Here is a 20,097-nt window from a genome sequence, read left to right on the forward strand (position 1 = left end):
GTACGTCAGCGAACGGGAGGGCCCATGGACCCGCAGGAACACGAGAGATTCCGGGATTTTGTCGACGCACGGTGGAGCGCTCTGCTGCGCCTGGCGAACCTGCTCACCGGTGGTGACCGGCACGAGGCCGAGGACCTCGTGCAGATCGCCCTGATGAAGGCGCTGGGCCGCTGGGGGCACGTCGACGACCCGGAGGGCTATGTGCGCAAGGTGATGTACCGGCACCAGATCAGCCGCTGGAGACTGCGCCGCCCGCACCGCGAGGCGACCTTCGCCGCGCCGCCGCAGGACCTCGGCGTCGCCGACGGCACGGCCGCCGCCGATCTGCGGATCAGCGTGGCCCAGGCGCTCGCCCGGCTCACCCCGCGGCAGCGCACGATGCTCGTGCTGCGCTACTTCGAGGACCTGTCCGAGACGGAGGTGGCGAGCGTCCTGGGCTGCTCGGTGGGCACCGTACGCAGCACCACCCACCGGTCCCTTTCCCGACTGCGCAGTCTCGCGCCGGAGTTGGGCGCGCCCGTGCAGACCGCCGCCTTGAGCAACAGCGTCCCGAAGGGAGCCCACACATGAACGCCGACCAGCTCGACCGCGCGATCCGGGACGTCCTGCACCACTGGACCCCCGACGACCAGGGCGCGCCCGCGGGCATCGCCGACCGCATCGTGCGCCGCCGCCGGCGCCGCAACGTCGTACGGGTCACCGGCGCGGCCCTCGGCCTGGCCGGTGTCGCCTTCGGCGCGGTCCTGGCCACCGGCCCCGGCGGCGACAACGGGGCGCGGCCACCGGCCTCGGGGACGACGGACCAGGGCGACCTGCTGTGGCAGACCACGCTGCCCGGCACGTCCTGGGACGCCTGCACCACCGGTCCCAGTGCCGTGTACTGCCGGGGCCCGGAGTACGACGGCATCCACGTGGACGCCCGTACCGGGAAGATCGTGTGGGAGCGGAAGGCCGAGGGCGGCGACACCGACCGGACACCGGCGGGGGCGCTGGCCGGTGTCCGTGACGGGGTGCTGTACACGTACGCCGATCACGCCCCGGGCAAGCCCAGGGCGCGGACCGACCTCGTCGCCGTCGATGCCGGCAACAACGAGGTGCTGTGGAAGCACCAGTTGGCCGACGACAGCCGCGGCCGGTCCTCCGCCGTGCTGTTCGACGGCGGGATCCTCGCCAACGCCCCCACCTTCAAGAGCGTGGTGGCTCTGGACGACAAGACGGGCCGCACCCTGTGGACGCACTCGTGGAAGCAGGCCGACTGCGACCGGGACGCCGTCGACGGCGTGCCCTACCTGATGTGTTCGCCGGACAGCGAGAAGGCCCCGCAGCGCAGCACCGTCGTCCGGCTGGACCCGGAAACCGGCACACCGCGGACGGTCGCCACGGTCGACGGCCCGAGGCTGTACCTCGGCACGGACGGGGACGCCGTACTGCTGGGCGGGCTGACCGAGGGGCAGCAGTACTTCGGCGAGCCCGGACCCGCCACGCTGACCCGCGTCGAGCTCAGCTCCGGCAAGGTGACGGAGCATCGCGTCGAGGGGATGCCGATGGGCGTGGTCGCGGACGGCATCGTGCTGTCCTTCGCCAGGGACGACAGCGCTGTCGCGTACGCGGCCGACAGCGGCGAGCGGCTGTGGTCGCGCGACCTCGGACTGACCCTGCGCAAGGACCCGCGCGACCCCATGCTGCGGGAACTGTCCTCCGCGGCCGCGGTCGACCTCGACAGCCGGGTGGCGTACTACCTCGACCCCTCCGGCAACCTGGTGGGCCTCGACCTCGACAGCGGCGCGGTGCGCTGGCGCGGCCGGGTGCAGGTGCCGAAGAGCCCGGTGGAGGGAGGCGTCGCCCCGGAGCTGATGGTCTACGACCACGGCCTCGTCGGCCAGGTCGGCCGTGAACTCTTCCGGATCGAGCCCGTGTTGGCCGACACGGGTACCTGATGAGGAGCCGGAGCCGGCGGGTGCCGAGGATCACGTGCAGAGCGTCATGTAGCCGAAGGCCCGTGTACGCCCCTTTCGACTAGCCTGCTGGCGGCGGCCTGGGCGTCGGTCGTCGGGGCCGGCGTCCCCAACCACACCGAGAGGGCGACATGACTTGGGTCGAACTTCCGCAAGTGCACTGCGACTTATATGTAGAGGCGGCTGCGCCGCAGGTCTGGGAGCTGGTGACCGACATCCACCTTCCCGCCCGGCTCAGCCCTGAGCTGCAGCGCGTGGCCTGGCTCGACGGCGCCGACCGGCCCTCGGTGGGCGCGCGCTTCGAGGGTCACAACCGCCATCACACCGGGGCGGAGTGGCGGACCGTGTCCCATGTGGTGGAGCTCGACGAGCACCGGGCCTTCGCCTGGGCGGTCCTGGACGAGGACGGCCTGTTCGGGGACGCGGCACGGGAACCGGCCCACGCACTGGCCTTCTGGCGCTTCGACCTGGCTCCCGACGGCGACGGCACGCGGCTGCGCCAGACGGCCGCCTTCGGCCCCGGGCGCAGCGGCCTCACACTGATCGTGGAGAGCAGCCCCGAACTGAAGGAACAGATCATCACCGGTCGCCAGAAGGAATGGCGCACCGGGATGGAGAACACACTGCGCGGCATCAAGGAGCGGGCGGAACAGGCCCGCTGAGACCGCCGCCGCGCCGAGGAGCCCGGACCCCAGGGACCGGGCTCCTTCGTGTCGTGTGACCTTCGCGGTCAGTCGATGCGCTGCATGTGCCGGTCGACCGCCCCGTCCTGCGGCGACCAGATGATGTCTCCGTGCTGGAACTGGCTGACGCGCTGGTTGGGGTTCGGGCCCATCTCGTCGGAGACGGGGTAGCCGAGGTAGCAGGTCTCCCAGCCCATGCTCGCCCACTTGTCACGGATCGCGCCGTGCACCTCGTGCGCGCCGGTCTGGGGAGTCCAGTAGATCGAGCCGCCCTCGAAGTGGTTGAAACGCCCGACGCCGTCGGGGCAGGGCAGCTCGTCGGTCGCCGGATAGCCGAGGAATCCGCTCGATCCGCGGAGTTGGGCGTACTTGACGCGGATGTCCCCGTGGACCTCGTGGGCGCCCGTGCCGGCCGACCAGTAGATGGAACCGTTCGCGAAGTCGCGCGACGAGCCGCGACCGTCTGGGTTCGGCCCCTCACCGGTTCCCGCTCCCGCGTCGAACGGGGGGCCGATCCACTGGATCTGAGTCCATTTTTCGTCGATTGCGGTCATGCTGGCCTCCGGGTGTCGGGCGCCCGCCCTGTCGGGAGCCTGACCTGCGCAAGAGGCGGCTTCACCGGGCCGGCAGGCAGAATCCCCTTCAGTTTAGAAGCGCGTCGCGGTGACGGCCACCGGGGAATTCGTTTCGCATTCCACTATGAACGGCTGTCACCATCACGTGAATACGCCGCTCAGTCCTCGGCCGGCATCACGCGGGTCACCTTGCCTTTCAGATCGGCTTCCAAGTAGCCGGCGTCGTATTCGTCGGTGCGATAGACGGCGAGTCCCAACGGGGTGTCGAAGGTGTCGTCGGGCGGGCGGACCAGGACGTAACGCATCGTCGGCTGCGGCACGTTCAGGTCCTTCTCGGCCCGTTCCAGCAGCTCGGGCAGGACGTCCCAGTCGAAGTCGTCGAGGTGGAACGGGCGTTTGCCGCCGATGATCGAGCTGCTGATGATGCCCTTCTGGACACCCTCGCCAGGGCGGTACGTGTAGCTGTCGTATTTGGTGTCGCTGCCCTTGACCATGATGGACGCGGACACGAATTCCGGATAGACGCTGAAGTCGTACGCGCGATCCGTTCCGGTCGCCGCCTTGATCTCCTTCACCGCCGTCCGGATGCCGTCCGGGGTGAGCAGACCGTTCTTCGCGTCGATCTGGGGCGTCGATGCCGTACCGGACGCCGTGGGCGGTGGGGGAGTCGACTCCTTGGCGGTGGCGGAGGACGAGCCGGGGGAGTCGGTCGCTGTCCGACCGCTCTTGTCGCCCGCTGTCGGACCGCCCTTGTCGCCTCCGTCCGGCAACAGGGTCCACACCAGCACGCCCACCAGCACCGTCCCCACGACGGACGAGGCGATCGCGACCCGGCTCCGCGCGCGGGAGGCCGGTCGCGGCGGGGTCGGCCGTGTGGGCCCTGCCGGGGAGAAGGTGGGGGGCGCGAAGGGGCCCGGAGCGGCGTTCTGCGGAGCCGACGGTCCGTAGCCGGGCGGCGGCGGCCCGAAGCCGGCCGGGGCGGACCCGGCGGGCGTCGGCGCCGACGGGGGCGTCAGCCGGTACGAGGTGGTCCCGTGCGGAGTGTCCGAAGCGTGGGGAGCGCTCGGGGCCGCGTCGGGGCCTGCCGCCGCTTCCGCGAGCATGCGGTCGGCGGCCGTCGCGTCCGGCCGGAGGGCCGGGTCCTTGACCAGCATGGCGGTCAGGAAGCCGGTCAGTGGCCCGGACCGCTGCGGCGGCGGAAGCTCCTCGCTCAGCAGGGCCGCCAGCGTCGCCAGAGTCGTTCCCCTGCGCAGCGGGTGATGCCCCTCGACGGCGACGTACAGCATCATCGCCAGCGACCACAGGTCGGAGCCGGGGCCGCCCTCGGCGCCCGAGATGCGTTCGGGTGCCATGTAGTCGGGCGTGCCGATGACGGACCCGGTCGCGGTCAGGGCGGTCGACTCCCTGATGGCCGCGATGCCGAAGTCGGTGAGGACGGGGCGTCCGTCGGGCCTCAGCAGGACGTTGGCGGGCTTCACGTCCCGGTGCTGGATGCCGACATCGTGCGCGGCGCGCAGCGCGGCCAGTACCTCGCGGCCGAGCCGGGCGGCCTCGACGGGCGTCAGCGGCCCCTTCGCGAGCCGGTCCTGGAGCGAGCCGCCGGTCACCAGCTCCATGACGAGCCACGGGTAGGTGTGCTCCCCGCCGTCCACCACATGGTGGATGGTCACGACGTTGGGGTGGTCGACCCGGGCGAGCGCCCGCGCCTCGCGCAGGACCCGGGCCCGCAGCATCGCCGCGCCCTGCGGGTCGTACTCGGCGAGACCCGGATCGGGCGGCCGTACCTCCTTGAGCGCCACGGCCCGGTCCAGGACCAGATCGCGCGCCCGCCACACCATGCCCATACCGCCGCCACCGAGCCGTGCCTCGAGCTCGAAGCGTCCGTCGATGACCCGTCTGCCGGATTCCCCGTCGTTCATGGCCCGGAGCCTACGAGATCCCGGTGACAGGGCCCCGCCCAGGTCGGGCTACGGGTGCACCGGCACCCCCGTGCGAGTGCCCACCCCGCCCGCACGGACCGACCCGGGCTGCCGGTCGGCGTCCCCGGGTGCACGGTGGAGTGTGGATGTGTCACACCGGTGTCGGAGCAGGGAGGTGTCATGCCGGGAACCCCCGAGGCGCGTGGGTCGCGGAACAGGGCGCGGCTGGGCTACCGGCTGCGGTACGCGCTGCGGAACCCGGGCCGGGTGGTGCCGTATGCGCGGCGCGCCGCCCGGGACGGGTGGCTGCGGCTGAAGCACCGGGGCAGTCATGTGGCGTACTACCGGGCGGTGATGGCGAGCGACACGGCCCGCAGCCCACAGGCGGCGACCGGCGGCAACCCCTCGCAAGAGCGGTGGCTGGAGATCGGCCGCATGCAGTTCGACTACCTGCTCGGCCACGGGCTGCGGCCCGAGGACCGGATGCTGGAGATCGGCTGCGGCAACCTGCGTGCGGGATGGCGGTTCATCCGGCATCTGGAGCCGGGCCATTACTACGGCATCGACATCTCGCCCGACATCCTGATCGAGGCGAAGAAGACGCTGGTGCGCTACGGGCTCCAGGACAAGGTGCCGTATCTGACCCCGGTGGACGACCTGCGACTGGACTTCCTCCCCGACGGCTGGTTCACGGTGGTCCACGCGCACAGCGTGTTCTCCCACTCGCCGATCGAGGTCATCGACGAGTGCCTGGCCCATGTGGGCCGCGTCCTGGCGCCGGGCGGCTTCTTCGACTTCACCTTCGACCGGACCGAGGGCACCGAGCACCAGGTGCTGCGCGAGGACTTCTACTACCGCACACAGACCCTCGTACGGCTGGCGCGCAGGCACGGCCTGGAGGCGCGGTTCATGGACGACTGGGAGCGCCTGCCCCACGGCCAGTCCAAACTCCGCGTCACCCACGGGACACCTGTGCCACACCACCCGGCACCGGACCCTGACCCGGAGGAGACCGCTTAAAGTGGCCCGATGCCCACCGACCGGACCGCCTTGGACCTCCTCGACGCCCATCTGGAGGCACTGTGGGACGGGGCTGACGTGGCGCTTCCGCAGGAGGTCGCCGCTCGTGCCGGGGAGGGGCCGGGCGAGCTCCTGCCCTGGGCGCTCGGCCGGCTGCTGAGCTTCCCGCGCGCCCCTGAGGACGCCTTCAGACGCGAAGTCGGCGGCCTGCTGGCGGAGTTCCGCGGCCGCCGCTGCCCCTGGAACGCGTCGGCACTGCGCCTCCTCGACGACGTGTACGTCTTCGCGGCCACCGGATCCCGGCGGCACGAGGACTGGGCGCACGACGTGCTCGCCGTCATGCACCGGACGGTGCCCGACCCGCGCGGCTGGATCCGGCTCGACCCGGACCGCAGGAACACCGCGCGCCACTCGGTGCCGGCGTATCCCTTCGCGCCCCCGGCCGCAGCGCAGTTCCCCGACCACCTCCATCCCCTGGAACCCCGGGCGGCGGTGGCCGCGCTCGCCGTCATGACCGAGGAGTGGCAGACGGAACCGGCCCCCGTCCGCTCCCGCCCGGACCGGGACGCCGTACTGGCGGACGTCCGCACCCTGCTCGACCGCTACGGCCCCACGGCGCGCTACTGGACCAACGCGTCGGCCGCCGCCGCCGATCCGGCTCAGGATTTCGTCGCGGCGGGCCTCCAGGGCACCCGCTCCCACGGCTTCCTCACCTCCGAGTACCTGAACGGCCTGGACTTCTTCGGCGACTTGGGGCTCATCGCGGTCAACGACGAAGAGGTCGGCGTCTTCTGGTCGTTCGCGGCGTGCTGACGGTCAGCGCGCGGACAGGCGTTCCAGTTCGTCCGCGCGCCGGTGGTCCTTGGGACGGCCGAGAGAGCGCCGCATACGGATCAGGTCGTCCAGGGCGACGTAGCGGACGGTGAAGCCGGCCGGGTCATGGGCGCGCACCGCCCGGTCCAGGCAGGGGGTGACGTCCATGTCGCCCCAGGGCAGGGCCGGTGTGCACAGGTCGCCGGAGGCGCCGGTCACCCGGTAGGCCACCTCCGGCCGGTCGAGGTCGGGCAGCTCGGAGCAGCCTGTCGCGGCCAGGGCCGCTCGCAGGGCGTGGGCCTCCTCGGGTGTGCCGTCCCACAACAGGTCGAGGTCGCCGGTCAGTTCCGTCGAGCCGTGCATGATGCCGGCGACCTGTCCGACGACCACCGCGTGCGAACCGGCCTCGTCCAGAGCCCGGAGGAAAGGGAACGGGTCGAAGCCGAGCGCGCCGTCCGTGGCGAACGTACCGGCGACCTCGTCCGCCTCCTCCGCGCCGCGCCCCGTGGTGCCACGGTCACGAGCGGCGTCCTGAATACGTCGGACGGCCTGACGAAGTCGCACAACAGCAGCCTCATTCATGCGGGCCATTCAACAGCAGAGGGCCGGACGGAGGTCGGCTTACGCCGCCGCCCCCGCCCGGCCCTGGTCTCAGGTCAGGTGCCCTCTCAGCAGGGGCTCAGCCACCACACCCAGCCCCAGGGGGCGTGGCGGTCCTCGCTGTATCCGCCGGGTGAGGTCCAGCCCAGGTTGCCGTACTGGTCGTAGAACCTGGCGTACAGCGTCGAGCGCTGGTTGTTGATCCAGGAGCCGGTCCCGGTCCAGTAGATGCGGTTGAGCTTGCCGCAGGTGTAGAGGATCATCTCGTCACCCGTGAAGTCCGGGCCGCTGTAGGCACACACATAGGTGTACGCGCAGTAGGCGGTCGCGCCGAAGCCGGCGTTCGGCGCGTCCAGGTCGCGGGCCCGTCGCTCCCCGGGCAGCGCGAGCAGCAGGACGCCGCCGTCCAGCGCGATCTTGTTGGCGCCGATCTGCGTACCGCGCGTCTTCGCCAGGTAGCCGTCGACACGGTCCTGCAGTCTGTCGGCCTGCGTGCCGCTCAGCCCCGCGCTCCTGGCCTGCGCGGAGAAGTCCGCGCGGGCGCCGCTTCCGCCCGCCACCGCCGTCCTGCCCGTGTCCGCGGCCCCGGCCGCGCCGGGCGCCGCCACGAGCGCGAGGACGGCCATGACCGCGCAGACGACGGCCTTCGCCCAGCCGCTCGTGCGTAAGGTTGCTTGCTCTCTCACTGCGTCACCTCTGCTTGGGTGTCCGTGCGCCACGCCCGGCACGCCGCCGGGCCGGCCACCACTGTGCGGCCGGGCCGCCTGCGAGGTCTTTGGCAGCGAGCGCAGTGTGCTTTCACACCGAGCGCAAACGCTCCTGCCAGTACGGCGAGTTGACCGACTTTGCGCTGTGCAGCCGGTCCGCCGACACCCACGATGGCCCTGTGCATGTCGAACGGGGGTTCAGGTGAAGGCTGCCGTCTCCACCACGAGCGTCAGCGCACGCGACGGCTTCGAGTGGTGGTCCCACATGGTCGGCGACATGATCATGCCGGTGTCGCTCAAGAGCCCGTACAGCGAGCGGTTCCGGGGCACCGCCACGGCGATCCGGCTGGGCGACACCGACATCTGCGGCTTCTCGTTCTCCCCGATGTCGGCCCGCCGCTCCGCCGCGCAGATCCGGCGCGCCGACCCGGAGGACTGCTTCCTCTTCCTGGTCCACGGCAGCCCCATCGGCATCGCACAGCGCCGGAACACCGCCCTCATCACCACAGGAGCGATGGCGCTGTTCGACACCTCCCACCCGCTGGACAGCGAGTTCCACGACGAAGGCCGGCTCTCGCGTGTCAGCCTGCTGCGCCTGCCCCGGTCGGCCCTGCCCCTGCCGCAGGACCGGGCGGACCGGCTGCTCGGCGTCCCCCTGCCGACCCGTACCGTCTCCGGGGCGTTGCTCGCCTCGTACCTGACGGGGCTGCGCGCCCGGGCCGACGCGGGCGAGCCCGCCGAGCTCAGGCGCCTGGGGAACGTCGCCGTCGACCTCGCGGCCGCCTACCTCGCGTCCGCGGCCGACAGCCCGGCCCCGCTGTCCCCAGAGACCCGCCGACAGGTGCTGCGCGCCCGGATCCTGGCCTTCGTCGACCGCAACGTCGCCGACCCGGCACTCGGCCCGGCCACCGTCGCGGCCCACCACCACATCTCCGTACGACTGCTCCACTCGCTCTTCCACGACCAGCCGGAGACGATCGGCGCCACCATCCGCCGGCTCCGCCTGGAACGAAGCCGGGCCGATCTCCTCGACCCCGCCCTCGGCCACCACGGGATCGGTGAGATCGCCGGCCGCTGGGGCTTCCGGCACCATGCGGACTTCACCCGCGCCTTCCGGCGTGCGTACGGAATTCCGCCGAGCGACTTCCGGCGCCTCGGCGGGGGACACGGTCAGAGCATGTCGGCAACCCCTTCCAAGTACGTGACCAGCGTGTCGAGTTCCTCGGCAGGGGGTTCGTAGGAGCGGGACCACCGGCCCAGACAGCCGGTCGCGGTGTCCAGGTACAGCCCGGACGTGCGGTCGGCCGCGCCGTGGGTGATGACCGGGATCCAGGTGGGCTTCCAGACGGTGACGCGGTCTTCCGCGCAACGGCCTGTGTCGAGGGCGTCCTTGTGCGCCTGGGCCTCCGTCATCTGCTGGTGGAAGGCGGCTACGGCGTCCAGCGGCATCAGGGCCGCGCCGCCGGGAAGGCATCCTCGGCCGTCGACCCCGTCGTCGCCGGCCGTGAGCAGCCACAGGACGTGCAGCTCGACAGGTATGCGGACACCGAGAGTGTCCTCCAGGGCGGCGAGGTCGGCGGGGGTGGCGCCGGCGCGGAGCGCGGCGTAGGAGTCCGGGGCGTCCTGCTGGAGTCGGTGGATGATGCGGCGCCAGGCGTCGGCGATCTCCCGCACGACGAGCGCGTCGGTGGCCGGGTCGGCCGACCGGACCTGTTCCAGCCCCTCGTTGTTGTCGGCGGCGTCGGCGGGCTCGGGTGTCGGAACCGTGCTCACGTACCGGATCTCGACCCGGTCCGGCTCGCGGATGTAGCCGATGGCCAGGGCCGGGCAGTCCTCGACCATGTCGCCGTCGAGCGTCACGGTGAGGATGCCGGGAAGGCCCGAGGGCCGGCCCAGGTCCGGGTCGTCGGCCAGCAGGCCGGCGACCGCCTTCAAGGCGTAGGGGACGCCGGCTCCCAACCGGGCGGCGGTCTCGCGTACGAGCGGATTGATCTCGACGTTCACGGCCTCAGGGCTCCTCGCTGGTCGGATGCAGGGCAGCGCCCGGCCCACAGTAGGGCGGCGCGCGGGTCCGTGGCGGAGTCTCGGGCGCCGCTTTCGACGGCCAACTGACTGCTTGTTGTCGATGATTTGCAAAACGTGCGAGAGATATTGCGTTCATCTGTTGGCGGTGGTTGAGTGTGCCCCGCCCCACAGCGCATCCGCCGTCCGGTGGTGGGGTGACGTCCACGTACATGCCCGAAGGGGAGCACCCATGAGAAGTGCCCGGCTCCGCCGTACCCGCCGCGCCAGCGCGGTCGCCCTCGTCTCCGCACTGACGCTGAGCGCGCTCGCCGCCTGCGGCACCAGCAGCAGCAGCGACGACGACGGCGGTGCCGCGAACGGGAGCGGCTCGTCGGATCCCTCCGCCCCGCTGGACCCCAGGACGAAGGTGACGATCACCATCGACTGCATGCCCCCGGCGGCGAAGGCGGCGGAGCTGAAGGAGTGGAAGGAGGACGTCGCCGAGTTCAACAAGACGTACCCGAACGTCACCATCGAGGGCCGCTCCACCCCCGGCCAGTGCCTGGAACCCCCGCGCTTCACCGCGATGCTGAAGGCCAAGTCCCAGCCGGACGTGTTCTACACCTACTTCACCGACCTGCCGCAGGTCCTCGACCACGACGGCGCCGAGGACATCACCGCCTACGTCAACGACAGGACCGTCCCGGCCCTGAAGGACATCGACCCGAACGTCCTCGCCTCGCTGAAGCACGACGGCAAGCTCTACGGCCTGCCCACCAGCAACTACACGATGGGCCTGCTCATCAACCGCACCCTCTTCCAGCAGGCCGGCCTCGACCCCGACAACCCGCCGCGCACCTGGGCGGAGGTCCGTACCGCCGCCAAGAAGATCGCCGGCCTCGGGGACGGCATCGCGGGCTTCGGCGAGTACAGCGCGGGCAACACCGGCGGCTGGCACTTCACCGCGCACATGTACAGCCTCGGCGGCGACATCGTGGACGCCACCGGCAAGAAGGCCGCGTTCAACGACGACCTCGGCAAGCAGGTGGCCGCCAACCTCCACGCCATGCGCTGGGACGACGACAGCATGGGCAAGACCCAGCTGCTGAAGTGGGGCGACCTGCAGAAGCAGATCGCCACCGACAAGCTCGGCATGTTCCTCGCCGCGCCGGACGACATCGCGTACATGGTCCAGCAACTCGGCGCCAAGTACGAGAACTTCGGCATGGGACCGATCCCCGGCGAGAAGAACACCCTGGCCGGCGGCAACAACTACATGATCAAGAAGGGCATCTCCGCCGACAAGGTCAAGGCCGCGGTCGCCTGGCTGAACTTCAAGAACCTCACCGTCGGCAAGGGCCAGTTCGACTGGGCCCGCACCAAGGCCGACAAGCTCCCGGTCGGTGTGCCGCAGCCCAACTTCTGGCTGGGGGAGTCCAAGCAGAAGGACGACGCCGCGCGCGTCGCCAACGCCACCATGCCGGTCGCCAACTTCAAGGCGTTCATGGACAACCCGGTGCCCGGCAAGGCCGAGCCGCCGAAGGCGCAGGAGATCTACAAGGTCCTCGACAACGTCATGTCCGGCATCCTCACCAACGAGGACGCCGACATCGACGAGCTCCTCGACACGGCCGAGTCACAGGTCGACCAGGTTCTCGCCAACCAGTGACCCGACCCGGGCGGGCAGGCCGCGCAGGCCGCCCGCCCGGCAGACCACGTACCGAGGAGCATCGATGTCGGCCCCCAGCCTGACCCCCAGCAAAGTGGGACCTCCCCGCCCTCCGCAGCCACGCCAGGTCTCCCGCGCCCCCTTTGGCGGCGCCTTCGCCAGGAGCCTGCGGCGCAATCTGACGGCGCACGGATTCCTCATCGGCGCGGTCGTCTGCTTCGCCGTGTTCTCCTGGTATCCGATGATCAGGGAGTTCTTCCTGGCCTTCCAGAAGACCGAGGGCGGCGAGACCACCTGGGTCGGCCTGGACAACCTCACCACCGTCTTCAACGACCCCGCCTTCTGGCAGGCCTGGCGCAACACCCTGCTGTTCACCGTGCTGGCCCTCGTCTTCGGCTTCGCCGTGCCGTTCGTCGTCGCGATCGTCATCAACGAGTTCCACCACGGCAAGGGTTACCTCCGCCTGCTCGTCTATCTGCCCGTCATGCTCCCGCCGGTCGCCTCGGTGCTGCTCTTCAAGTACCTCTACGACCCCGGCTACGGCCTGCTCAACGAGCTGCTGGGCTTCCTCCACCTGCCCGAACAGCAGTGGCTCCAGGACGCGGACCTGTCCATGCTCTCCGTCGTCCTCGCCTCCACCTGGATGAACATGGGAGGCGCCGCCCTCATCTACCTCGCCGCCCTTCAGGGCATCCCCGGCGAACTGTACGAGGCGGCCGAACTCGACGGGGCCGGGCTCTTGCGCAAGATCTGGCACGTCACCATCCCGCAGACGCGGCTGATCCTGTCGCTGATGCTGCTCATGCAGATCATCTCCACGATGCAGGTCTTCGTCGAGCCGTTCCTGCTCACCGGCGGCGCCGGCCCCGAGGGCTCCACCACGACCGTCGTCTACCTGATCTACCAGTACGCCTTCAACTTCAACAACTACGGTGCCGCGGCGGCCCTCGGCCTGCTCCTGCTCGTACTGCTCGCCGGGTTCTCGGCGGCGTACGTGAAGCTCAGCCGCGCCGAGGACGAGTAGGCCAGGGGAGACCACCATGTCCACGCGTACGCTCATCTCGCCGGCCCAGCTCGCCAAACCCCGTGGCAAGGCCCTCTACTGGGCCGTGTTCACCCTGGTCATCGGCGGTTTCACGCTGGTCTTCCTCGGCCCGCTGTACTGGCTGATCTCCAGCGGCTTCAAAGACGCGCAGGAAGTCGTCCGGACACCCCCGACGCTGGTGCCCGGGTCCTTCACGCCCGGGAACTACAGCCGCGCCTGGGAGGTCATGGACCTCGCCAAGCTGCTCGGCAACACCCTCTTCTACGCCTTCGGCGCGCTCGCCTTCCAGCTGGTCCTCGACGTGGCGGCCGCGTACTCGCTGTCCAAGCTGCGCCCCGTGTTCGGCAAGGCGATCCTCGGCATGATGCTGGCCACGCTGATGATCCCGGCGACCGTCCTCGTCGTACCGCAGTACCTGACCGTCCTGGACGTGCCGATCGTCGAACGGAACCTGCTGAACACGCCCTGGGCGATCTGGCTGCCGTCGGTCACCAACGCCTTCAACATCTTCCTGCTCAAGCGGTTCTTCGACTCCATCCCCAAGGAACTCCTCGACGCCGCCGCCATGGACGGCGCGTCCCCGACGCGCGTCCTGCGGTCCATCGTGCTGCCGATCTCGCGGCCCATCCTCGGCGTCGTGTCGATCTTCGCGATCGTCGGGGTCTGGAAGGACTTCCTCTGGCCGATGCTCACCCTGCCCGATCCCGCCAAGCAGACCCTCAACGTCGGCATCTACTCGCTGTCCAACGGCGTACCGGTGAACGTCCTGATCGCCGCGCTCACCATCGCCTCGCTGCCCACGCTGCTCATCTTCCTGATCTTCCAGCGCAACATCATGAGCGGGCTGACCGCGGGCGGCCTCAAGGGCTGACCCCGCCGCTCACTTCCGAAACCTTCGTCGCCGGTCCGTCCGACGCCCCGCTGTCCGGACCGGCGGCGAAGATCCACCCTGCCCGAAAGGACCGTCACGTGGGAGCGCCCACCCCGCACCGCACCGACGACTGGTGGCGCCACGCCGTCATCTACCAGGTGTATCCGCGCAGCTTCGCCGACGGCGACGGCGACGGCACCGGGGACCTCGCGGGTGTCCGCGCCCGACTGCCCCACCTCGCCGAACTCGGCGTCGACGCCGTCTGGTTCACCCCTTGGTACCTCTCACCGCTGGTGGACGGCGGCTACGACGTGGCCGACTACCGCACCATCGACCCCGCCTTCGGCACCCTTGCCGAGGCCGAGAAGCTCATCGCCGAGGCCCGTGAACTCGGCATCCGCACCATCGTGGACATCGTCCCCAACCACGTCTCCGACCAGCACCCCTGGTTCCGGGCCGCCCTCGCCGCGGGCCCCGGCAGCCCGGAACGCGACCTCTTCCACTTCCGTCCCGGACGCGGCGAGCACGGCGAACTGCCGCCCAACGACTGGCCGTCCCAGTTCGCCGGCACCACCTGGACCCGCGTCCCCGACGGCGAGTGGTACCTGCACCTGTTCACCCCCGAGCAGCCCGACCTCAACTGGGCCCATCCCGCCGTACGGCAGGAGCACGAGGACATCCTGCGCTTCTGGTTCGAGCGCGGGGTGGCCGGCGTGCGCATCGACTCCGCGGCCCTGCTGGTGAAGGACCCCGAGCTCGCCGACTACGAGGAGGGCGTCGACCCGGCCCCCTTCATCGACCAGGACGAACTCCACGACATCTACCGCTCCTGGCGTGCCGTCGCGGACGAGTACGGCGGCGTGTTCGTCGGCGAGGTCTGGCTGCCCGACGCCGAACGCTTCGCCCGCTACCTGCGCCCCGACGAACTGCACACCGCCTTCAACTTCAACTTCCTCACCTGCCCCTGGGACCCCGAGCGGCTGCGGCGCTCCATCGACGACACCCTCGCCGAACACGCCCCCGTCGGCGCCCCCGCCACCTGGGTGCTGTGCAACCACGACGTCACCCGCACGGTCACCCGCTACGGCCGCGAGGACACCGCCTTCGCCTTCGCCACCAAGGCCTTCGGCACCCCCACCGACCTGGACCTGGGCACCCGCCGCGCCCGCGCCGCCGCCCTGCTCACCCTCGCCCTGCCCGGCTCCGTCTACCTCTACCAGGGCGAGGAACTCGGCCTGCCCGAGGCCGACATCCCCCTCGACCGCATCCAGGACCCCATGCACTTCCGCTCCGGCGGCACCGACCCCGGCCGCGACGGCTGCCGCGTGCCGCTGCCGTGGAACGCCGACGCGCCGCACGCCGGTTTCGGCTCACAGGGCGAACCCTGGCTGCCGCAGCCCTCGGGCTGGTCCGCCTACGCCCGCGATCGGCAGAGCGCCGACCCGCGGTCCATGCTGTCCCTCTACCGGCAGGCCCTGGCCCTGCGCCGCACCGCGCCGGGCTTCGGCGACGGGCCCCTGACCTGGCTTGCCGCACCCGACGGCGTCCTCGCCTTCGCCCGCCCGCACGGCCTGGTGTGCGTGGTCAACCTCTCCGACGGTCCCGTACCGCTACCGCCGTACGACGGTCTGCTGCTGGCCAGCGGGTCGCTGGACGCCGACGGAACGCTGCCCGCGGACACCGCCGTCTGGCTGCGCACCTGACCTGTGACGGCCTCCTTCCCCCACGATGCTCGCCTCTCCTGCAATTTCCGAGCGATCGCACGCAAGTTCTGCACCATCACTGCCAGATGGAACCCCACCCCCTGCGAGGTCCGATGAACACCCGCATATGGAGATCCCGGTGGCTCAGCGCCGCGATCACGACAAGCCTGCTGGCACTGGGCGGTCCGCTGCTGACCGCGCATGCGGCGGGCGGACCGAACATCGCGCTCGGCGACACCGCGTCGGCGAGCAGCTCCCACTCCGAGTACGGCGCCGCGAACATCACCGACGGCAACCAGGGCACGTACTGGCAGAGTTCCGGGTCCGCCCTGCCGCAGTGGGTGCAGGCCGACCTCGGGACGGCCGCCCGCGTGGACGAGGTCGTCCTGAAGCTGCCGGCCGGCTGGGAGAGCCGGAACCAGACGCTCTCCGTGCAGGGCAGCGCCGACGGCACCAGCTTCACCACGCTGAAGACCTCCGCCACGTACGCCTTCACCCCGGGCACGGGGAACACCGTCACCGTGTCGTTCCCGGCCACGCAGACGCGGTACGTCCGTGTCGACATCACCGCCAACACCGGCTGGCAGGCGGCCCAGCTCTCCGAGCTGGAGGTGCACTCGGCGGACGAGTCCTCCCCCAACCTCGCCGCCAACCGCCCGCTGACGGCGAGCAGTTACACGCAGGTGTACACCGCGGGCAACGCGAACGACGGCAACCGCGCCACCTACTGGGAGAGCGCCAACAACACCCTTCCACAGTGGATCCAGGCCGACCTCGGCGTCACCCGGGCGGTCAACCGCGTCGTGCTGAAGCTGCCGGCCGGCTGGGAGAGCCGCAGCCAGACCCTGAAGCTCCAGGGCAGCACCAACGGCACCGACTTCACCGACCTGAAGGCGTCGCAGGCCTACGCCTTCAACGCGGCCAACGACAACACCGCGACCATCACCCTCGACACGGCCACCACCCGCTATGTCCGCGTCCTGGTGACCGCCAACACCGTCCAGCCCGCCGCCCAGCTGTCCGAGCTGGAGATCTACGGCCCGGCGACCGGCGACACGCAGGCACCGACCGCGCCCGCGAACCTGGCCTACACCCAGCCCGCCACCGGCCAGATCCGCCTCACCTGGACCGCGGCCACCGACAACGTGGCCGTCACCGCGTACGACGTCTACGCCAATGGCGAGCTGCTGACCAGTGTCGCCGGTGATGTCACCGTGTTCACCGACAACCGGCCCATGAACCAGACGGTGTCCTACCGCGTGAGAGCGCGGGACGCGGCCGGCAACCAGTCCGCCGACAGCAACACCGTCACCCGCATCGGCGACTCCGGCGACACCCAGGCCCCGACGGCCCCCGCGAACCTGGCCTTCACCGAGCCCGCCGGCGGACAGATCAGGCTCACCTGGACCGCCTCCACCGACAACGTCGGCGTGACCGGCTACGAGGTCTACGCCAACGGCGTCCTGCGCGAGACCGTGGCCGGGAACGTCACCACATACACCGACAGCCAGCCCGTCACGAGCACGGTCACCTACCGCGTCCGGGCTAAGGACGCGGCCGGCAACCGGTCGGGCGACAGCAACAGCGTGACCCGCAACGGCAGCGGCGGCACCGGCTCCGATCTGGCCGTCGGCAAGCCCATCGACGCCTCCTCCACGGTGCACACCTACGTCGCCGCGAACGCCAACGACAACAACACCGCCACCTACTGGGAGGGCGCGGGCGGCAGCTACCCGCAGACCCTCACCGTCAAGCTCGGCGCCAACGCCGACCTCGACCGGCTGGTGCTCAAGCTGAACCCGGACGACGCGTGGTCCGCCCGCTCCCAGACGATCGAGGTCCTCGGCCGGGAACAGAACGCCTCCGGGTTCACCAGCCTTGTCGCCGCGAGGAGTTACGACTTCAGCCCGGCGAGCGGCAACACGGTCACCGTCCCGGTCACCGGCCGTGTGGCCGACGTCCGGCTGAGGTTCACGGCCAACACCGGCGCCCCGGCGGGCCAGCTCGCCGAGTTCCAGGTCGTCGGCGTCCCGGCGCCCAACCCGGACCTGGTCGTCACCGGCCTGGCCACGTCCCCCGCCGCGCCGGTCGAGTCGGACGACATCACCGTATCGGCGACCGTACGCAACGACGGTCCGGCCGCCGCTCCGGCGAGCACGCTCGCGGTGCGCCTGGGCGTCACCGAGGTCGCCACCGCGCAGGTCGGCGCCCTGGCGGCGGGAGCCCAGACGACGGTCACGGCCTCGCTGGGCACCCGTGCCGCGGGCTCGTACGAGCTGAGTGCGGTGGCGGACAAGGCGAACGCGGTCGTCGAGCAGAACGAGACCAACAACACCTACACCCGGCCCACCGCCCTGGTGGTCAAGCCGGTGGCGAGCTCGGACCTGGTGGTCGGCTCGGTCACCACGACGCCTTCCAGCCCGAGCGCCGGTGACGCCGTCACCTTCCGGGTGCCGGTGCGGAACCAGGGCACCGAGGCCAGTGCCGCCGGCAGCCACGGCGTGACCCTCACCCTGGTCGACGGCAGCGGCGCCACGGTCAGGACCCTGACCGGCGCCCACTCCGGGACCATCGCGGCCGGTGCCACGGCGGAGGTGACGCTCGGTCCCTGGACCGCGGCCAACGGCTCGTACACCGTGCGCACCACCGTCGCCGCCGACACCAACGAACTGCCGGTCAAGCGCGAGAACAACACCTCCACGCAGCCCCTGTTCGTCGGCCGCGGCGCGAACATGCCGTACACGACGTACGAGGCGGAGGACGGCACCGTAGGAGGCGGCGCGAGAGTCGTCGGACCCAACCGGACCGTGGGTGACATCGCCGGTGAGGCCTCCGGCCGCAGGGCGGTGACCCTGGACGCGACCGGTGAGTACGTCGAGTTCACCACCCGCGCCGAGACGAACACCCTGGTCACCCGCTTCTCCGTCCCGGACGCCCCGGGCGGCGGCGGTATCGACACGACCCTCAACCTGTACGTCGACGGCGTGTTCAAGAAGGCGGTCCCGCTGACCTCCAAGTACGCCTGGCTGTACGGGGCGGAGACCGGGCCGGGCAACGACCCGGGCACGGGCGCGCCGCGGCACATCTACGACGAGGCGCACATCCTGCTCGACGAGAACGTGCCCGCGGGCAGCAGGATCCGGCTGCAGAAGGACGCCGCCAACAGCGCCGCCCACTACGCCATCGACTTCGTCGACCTGGAGAAGACGGCCCCGGTCGCGAACCCGGACCCGGCCGCGTACGCCGTCCCGGCCGGCTTCACCCACCAGGACGTGCAGAACGCGCTCGACCGGGTGCGCATGGACACCACCGGCAAGCTCGTCGGCGTCTACCTGCCGCCGGGGGACTACCAGACCTCCGGCAAGTTCCAGGTGTACGGCAAGGCCGTGCAGGTGGTGGGCGCCGGCCCCTGGTACACGAAGTTCCACGCGCCCAGCACCCAGAGCAACACCGACATCGGCTTCCGCGCCGACGGGACCGCCAAGGGGTCGCTCTTCAAGGGCTTCGCCTACTTCGGCAACTACACCTCGCGCATCGACGGCCCCGGCAAGGTCTTCGACTTCTCGAACGTCTCGGACATCACGATCGACGACATCTGGAACGAGCACATGGTGTGCCTGTACTGGGGCGCCAACACCGACCGGATGACGATCCGCAACTCCCGCATCCGCAACCTGTTCGCCGACGGCATCAACATGACCAACGGCTCGACCGACAACCACGTCGTGAACAACGACGCCCGGGCCACCGGTGACGACAGCTTCGCGCTGTTCTCGGCGATCGACGCGGGCGGTGCGGACATGAAGAACAACGTCTACGAGAACCTGAGCACGACCCTGACCTGGCGTGCCGCGGGTGTCGCCGTGTACGGCGGCTACAACAACACCTTCCGGAACATCCACATCGCCGACACGCTGGTCTACTCCGGGATCACCATCTCCTCCCTGGACTTCGGCTACCCGATGAACGGCTTCGGCACCGATCCGACGACCTTCGAGAACATCTCCATCGTCCGCGCGGGAGGCCACTTCTGGGGCAACCAGACCTTCCCCGGCATCTGGATCTTCTCCGCCTCGAAGGTCTTCCAGGGCATCCGCGTGGGGGACGTCGACATCGTCGACCCCACCTACAGCGGCATCATGTTCCAGACCAACTACAGCGGTGGACAACCCCAGTTCCCGATCAAGGACACCGTCTTCACCGACATCTCCATCACCGGCGCCCACAAGAGCGGCGACACCTGGGACGCCAAGTCCGGCTTCGGCCTCTGGGCCAACGAGAAGCCTGAGGAGGGCCAGGGTCCCGCCGTCGGGGAGGCCACCTTCAACTGTCTGCGGCTGAGCGACAACGCGCAGGACATCCGCAACACGACCAGCACGTTCAAGCTGAACATCAACCCCTGCTGACCTGGGGGCCGAGTCCCGGCTGAAGGAGACCAGCGCCTGCCGTCGTCCGTGCGGCGGGCGCTGGTCTCTTTTCCAGGTCGAGAGATCTCCAGGTGTTGGAGGTGATCGTGTGATGGGGCGGCGGTGC

At 70.5% G+C, this 20,097-nt stretch carries 16 protein-coding genes; 11 read left to right on the forward strand and 5 right to left on the reverse strand.

From position 1 onward, the window contains the following. Window positions 1-24: 24 nt before the first annotated feature. From RKD23_RS36480 to RKD23_RS36490, 3 genes are all read left to right on the forward strand, one after another. Window positions 25-570: a SigE family RNA polymerase sigma factor gene (locus tag RKD23_RS36480; protein ID WP_424857630.1), complete on the forward strand. Its 546-nt coding sequence runs from the start codon at window positions 25-27 to the stop codon at window positions 568-570. Next, window positions 567-1,937, forward strand: a complete 1,371-nt coding sequence (locus tag RKD23_RS36485) for a PQQ-binding-like beta-propeller repeat protein (RefSeq protein ID WP_424857631.1) — start codon at window positions 567-569, stop codon at window positions 1,935-1,937. The genes RKD23_RS36480 and RKD23_RS36485 overlap by 4 nt, the downstream gene beginning before the upstream one ends. 149 nt (window positions 1,938-2,086) lie before the next feature. Then, window positions 2,087-2,617, forward strand: a complete 531-nt coding sequence (locus RKD23_RS36490) for an SRPBCC family protein (protein ID WP_424857632.1) — start codon at window positions 2,087-2,089, stop codon at window positions 2,615-2,617. 68 nt (window positions 2,618-2,685) lie between these two features. Here RKD23_RS36490 and RKD23_RS36495 read toward each other — a convergent pair whose 3' ends face one another. Together RKD23_RS36495 and RKD23_RS36500 are read right to left on the reverse strand one after the other, a co-directional pair. Beyond that, window positions 2,686-3,192 (reverse strand): LGFP repeat-containing protein, encoded by a 507-nt coding sequence (locus tag RKD23_RS36495; RefSeq protein ID WP_424857633.1) that lies wholly within the window; start codon window positions 3,190-3,192, stop codon window positions 2,686-2,688. A 179-nt stretch (window positions 3,193-3,371) separates the two neighbouring features. After that, window positions 3,372-5,132: a serine/threonine-protein kinase gene (locus tag RKD23_RS36500; RefSeq protein ID WP_424857634.1), complete on the reverse strand. Its 1,761-nt coding sequence runs from the start codon at window positions 5,130-5,132 to the stop codon at window positions 3,372-3,374. 180 nt (window positions 5,133-5,312) lie between these two features. Between RKD23_RS36500 and RKD23_RS36505 the strand changes: the two genes are divergently transcribed. Together RKD23_RS36505 and RKD23_RS36510 are read left to right on the forward strand one after the other, a co-directional pair. Continuing rightward, on the forward strand, window positions 5,313-6,152 hold the full coding sequence (locus RKD23_RS36505; protein ID WP_424857635.1) for a class I SAM-dependent methyltransferase: 840 nt from the start codon (window positions 5,313-5,315) through the stop codon (window positions 6,150-6,152). A gap of 9 nt (window positions 6,153-6,161) precedes the next feature. Further along, a complete protein-coding gene (locus RKD23_RS36510; RefSeq protein ID WP_424857636.1) occupies window positions 6,162-6,965 on the forward strand; it encodes a hypothetical protein in 804 nt (267 codons plus the stop codon). Between the two features lie 3 nt (window positions 6,966-6,968). On the opposite strand, the gene RKD23_RS36515 is transcribed toward RKD23_RS36510, so the two are convergent. Both RKD23_RS36515 and RKD23_RS36520 read right to left on the reverse strand, forming a co-directional pair. Continuing rightward, window positions 6,969-7,529, reverse strand: coding sequence for a hypothetical protein (locus RKD23_RS36515; RefSeq protein ID WP_424857637.1), 561 nt, complete (start codon window positions 7,527-7,529; stop codon window positions 6,969-6,971). 104 nt (window positions 7,530-7,633) lie between these two features. Beyond that, window positions 7,634-8,251, reverse strand: coding sequence for a hypothetical protein (locus RKD23_RS36520; RefSeq protein ID WP_424857638.1), 618 nt, complete (start codon window positions 8,249-8,251; stop codon window positions 7,634-7,636). 223 nt (window positions 8,252-8,474) lie between these two features. On the opposite strand from RKD23_RS36520, the gene RKD23_RS36525 reads away from it, so the two are divergent. Further along, on the forward strand, window positions 8,475-9,512 hold the full coding sequence (locus tag RKD23_RS36525) for a helix-turn-helix domain-containing protein (RefSeq protein WP_424857639.1): 1,038 nt from the start codon (window positions 8,475-8,477) through the stop codon (window positions 9,510-9,512). On the opposite strand, the gene RKD23_RS36530 is transcribed toward RKD23_RS36525, so the two are convergent. Beyond that, the gene (locus tag RKD23_RS36530) at window positions 9,443-10,276 is read right to left on the reverse strand and encodes a hypothetical protein (RefSeq protein WP_424857640.1); all 834 of its coding nucleotides are present in this window, start codon (window positions 10,274-10,276) and stop codon (window positions 9,443-9,445) included. The genes RKD23_RS36525 and RKD23_RS36530 overlap by 70 nt on opposite strands. Before the next feature lie 250 nt (window positions 10,277-10,526). Between RKD23_RS36530 and RKD23_RS36535 the strand changes: the two genes are divergently transcribed. The 5 genes from RKD23_RS36535 to RKD23_RS36555 all read left to right on the forward strand — a co-directional run bounded on the left by RKD23_RS36535 (window position 10,527) and on the right by RKD23_RS36555 (window position 19,970). Further along, window positions 10,527-11,945: an ABC transporter substrate-binding protein gene (locus tag RKD23_RS36535; protein WP_424857641.1), complete on the forward strand. Its 1,419-nt coding sequence runs from the start codon at window positions 10,527-10,529 to the stop codon at window positions 11,943-11,945. A 64-nt stretch (window positions 11,946-12,009) separates the two neighbouring features. Continuing rightward, a complete protein-coding gene (locus tag RKD23_RS36540) occupies window positions 12,010-12,969 on the forward strand; it encodes a carbohydrate ABC transporter permease (protein ID WP_424857642.1) in 960 nt (319 codons plus the stop codon). 16 nt (window positions 12,970-12,985) lie between these two features. After that, a complete protein-coding gene (locus RKD23_RS36545) occupies window positions 12,986-13,861 on the forward strand; it encodes a carbohydrate ABC transporter permease (RefSeq protein ID WP_424857643.1) in 876 nt (291 codons plus the stop codon). Window positions 13,862-13,959: 98 nt separating this feature from the next. Continuing rightward, the gene (locus RKD23_RS36550) at window positions 13,960-15,564 is read left to right on the forward strand and encodes a glycoside hydrolase family 13 protein (RefSeq protein ID WP_424857644.1); all 1,605 of its coding nucleotides are present in this window, start codon (window positions 13,960-13,962) and stop codon (window positions 15,562-15,564) included. Between the two features lie 113 nt (window positions 15,565-15,677). Beyond that, entirely contained in the window at window positions 15,678-19,970 is a 4,293-nt protein-coding gene (locus tag RKD23_RS36555; protein WP_424857645.1) for a discoidin domain-containing protein, read from the forward strand. Window positions 19,971-20,097 lie beyond the last annotated feature (127 nt).

It is taken from the genome of Streptomyces sp. SAI-170, from assembly GCF_049739565.1.
Lineage (GTDB): Bacteria > Actinomycetota > Actinomycetes > Streptomycetales > Streptomycetaceae > Streptomyces.

Coding starts and splice junctions, on each gene's coding strand:
- RKD23_RS36480 (WP_424857630.1), top strand. CDS start 25: ATGGACCCGCAGGAACACGAGAGATTCCGGGATTTTGTCGACGCACGG.
- RKD23_RS36485 (WP_424857631.1), top strand. CDS start 567: ATGAACGCCGACCAGCTCGACCGCGCGATCCGGGACGTCCTGCACCAC.
- RKD23_RS36490 (WP_424857632.1), top strand. CDS start 2,087: ATGACTTGGGTCGAACTTCCGCAAGTGCACTGCGACTTATATGTAGAG.
- RKD23_RS36495 (WP_424857633.1), bottom strand. CDS start 3,192: ATGACCGCAATCGACGAAAAATGGACTCAGATCCAGTGGATCGGCCCC.
- RKD23_RS36500 (WP_424857634.1), bottom strand. CDS start 5,132: ATGAACGACGGGGAATCCGGCAGACGGGTCATCGACGGACGCTTCGAG.
- RKD23_RS36505 (WP_424857635.1), top strand. CDS start 5,313: ATGCCGGGAACCCCCGAGGCGCGTGGGTCGCGGAACAGGGCGCGGCTG.
- RKD23_RS36510 (WP_424857636.1), top strand. CDS start 6,162: ATGCCCACCGACCGGACCGCCTTGGACCTCCTCGACGCCCATCTGGAG.
- RKD23_RS36535 (WP_424857641.1), top strand. CDS start 10,527: ATGAGAAGTGCCCGGCTCCGCCGTACCCGCCGCGCCAGCGCGGTCGCC.
- RKD23_RS36540 (WP_424857642.1), top strand. CDS start 12,010: ATGTCGGCCCCCAGCCTGACCCCCAGCAAAGTGGGACCTCCCCGCCCT.
- RKD23_RS36545 (WP_424857643.1), top strand. CDS start 12,986: ATGTCCACGCGTACGCTCATCTCGCCGGCCCAGCTCGCCAAACCCCGT.
- RKD23_RS36555 (WP_424857645.1), top strand. CDS start 15,678: ATGAACACCCGCATATGGAGATCCCGGTGGCTCAGCGCCGCGATCACG.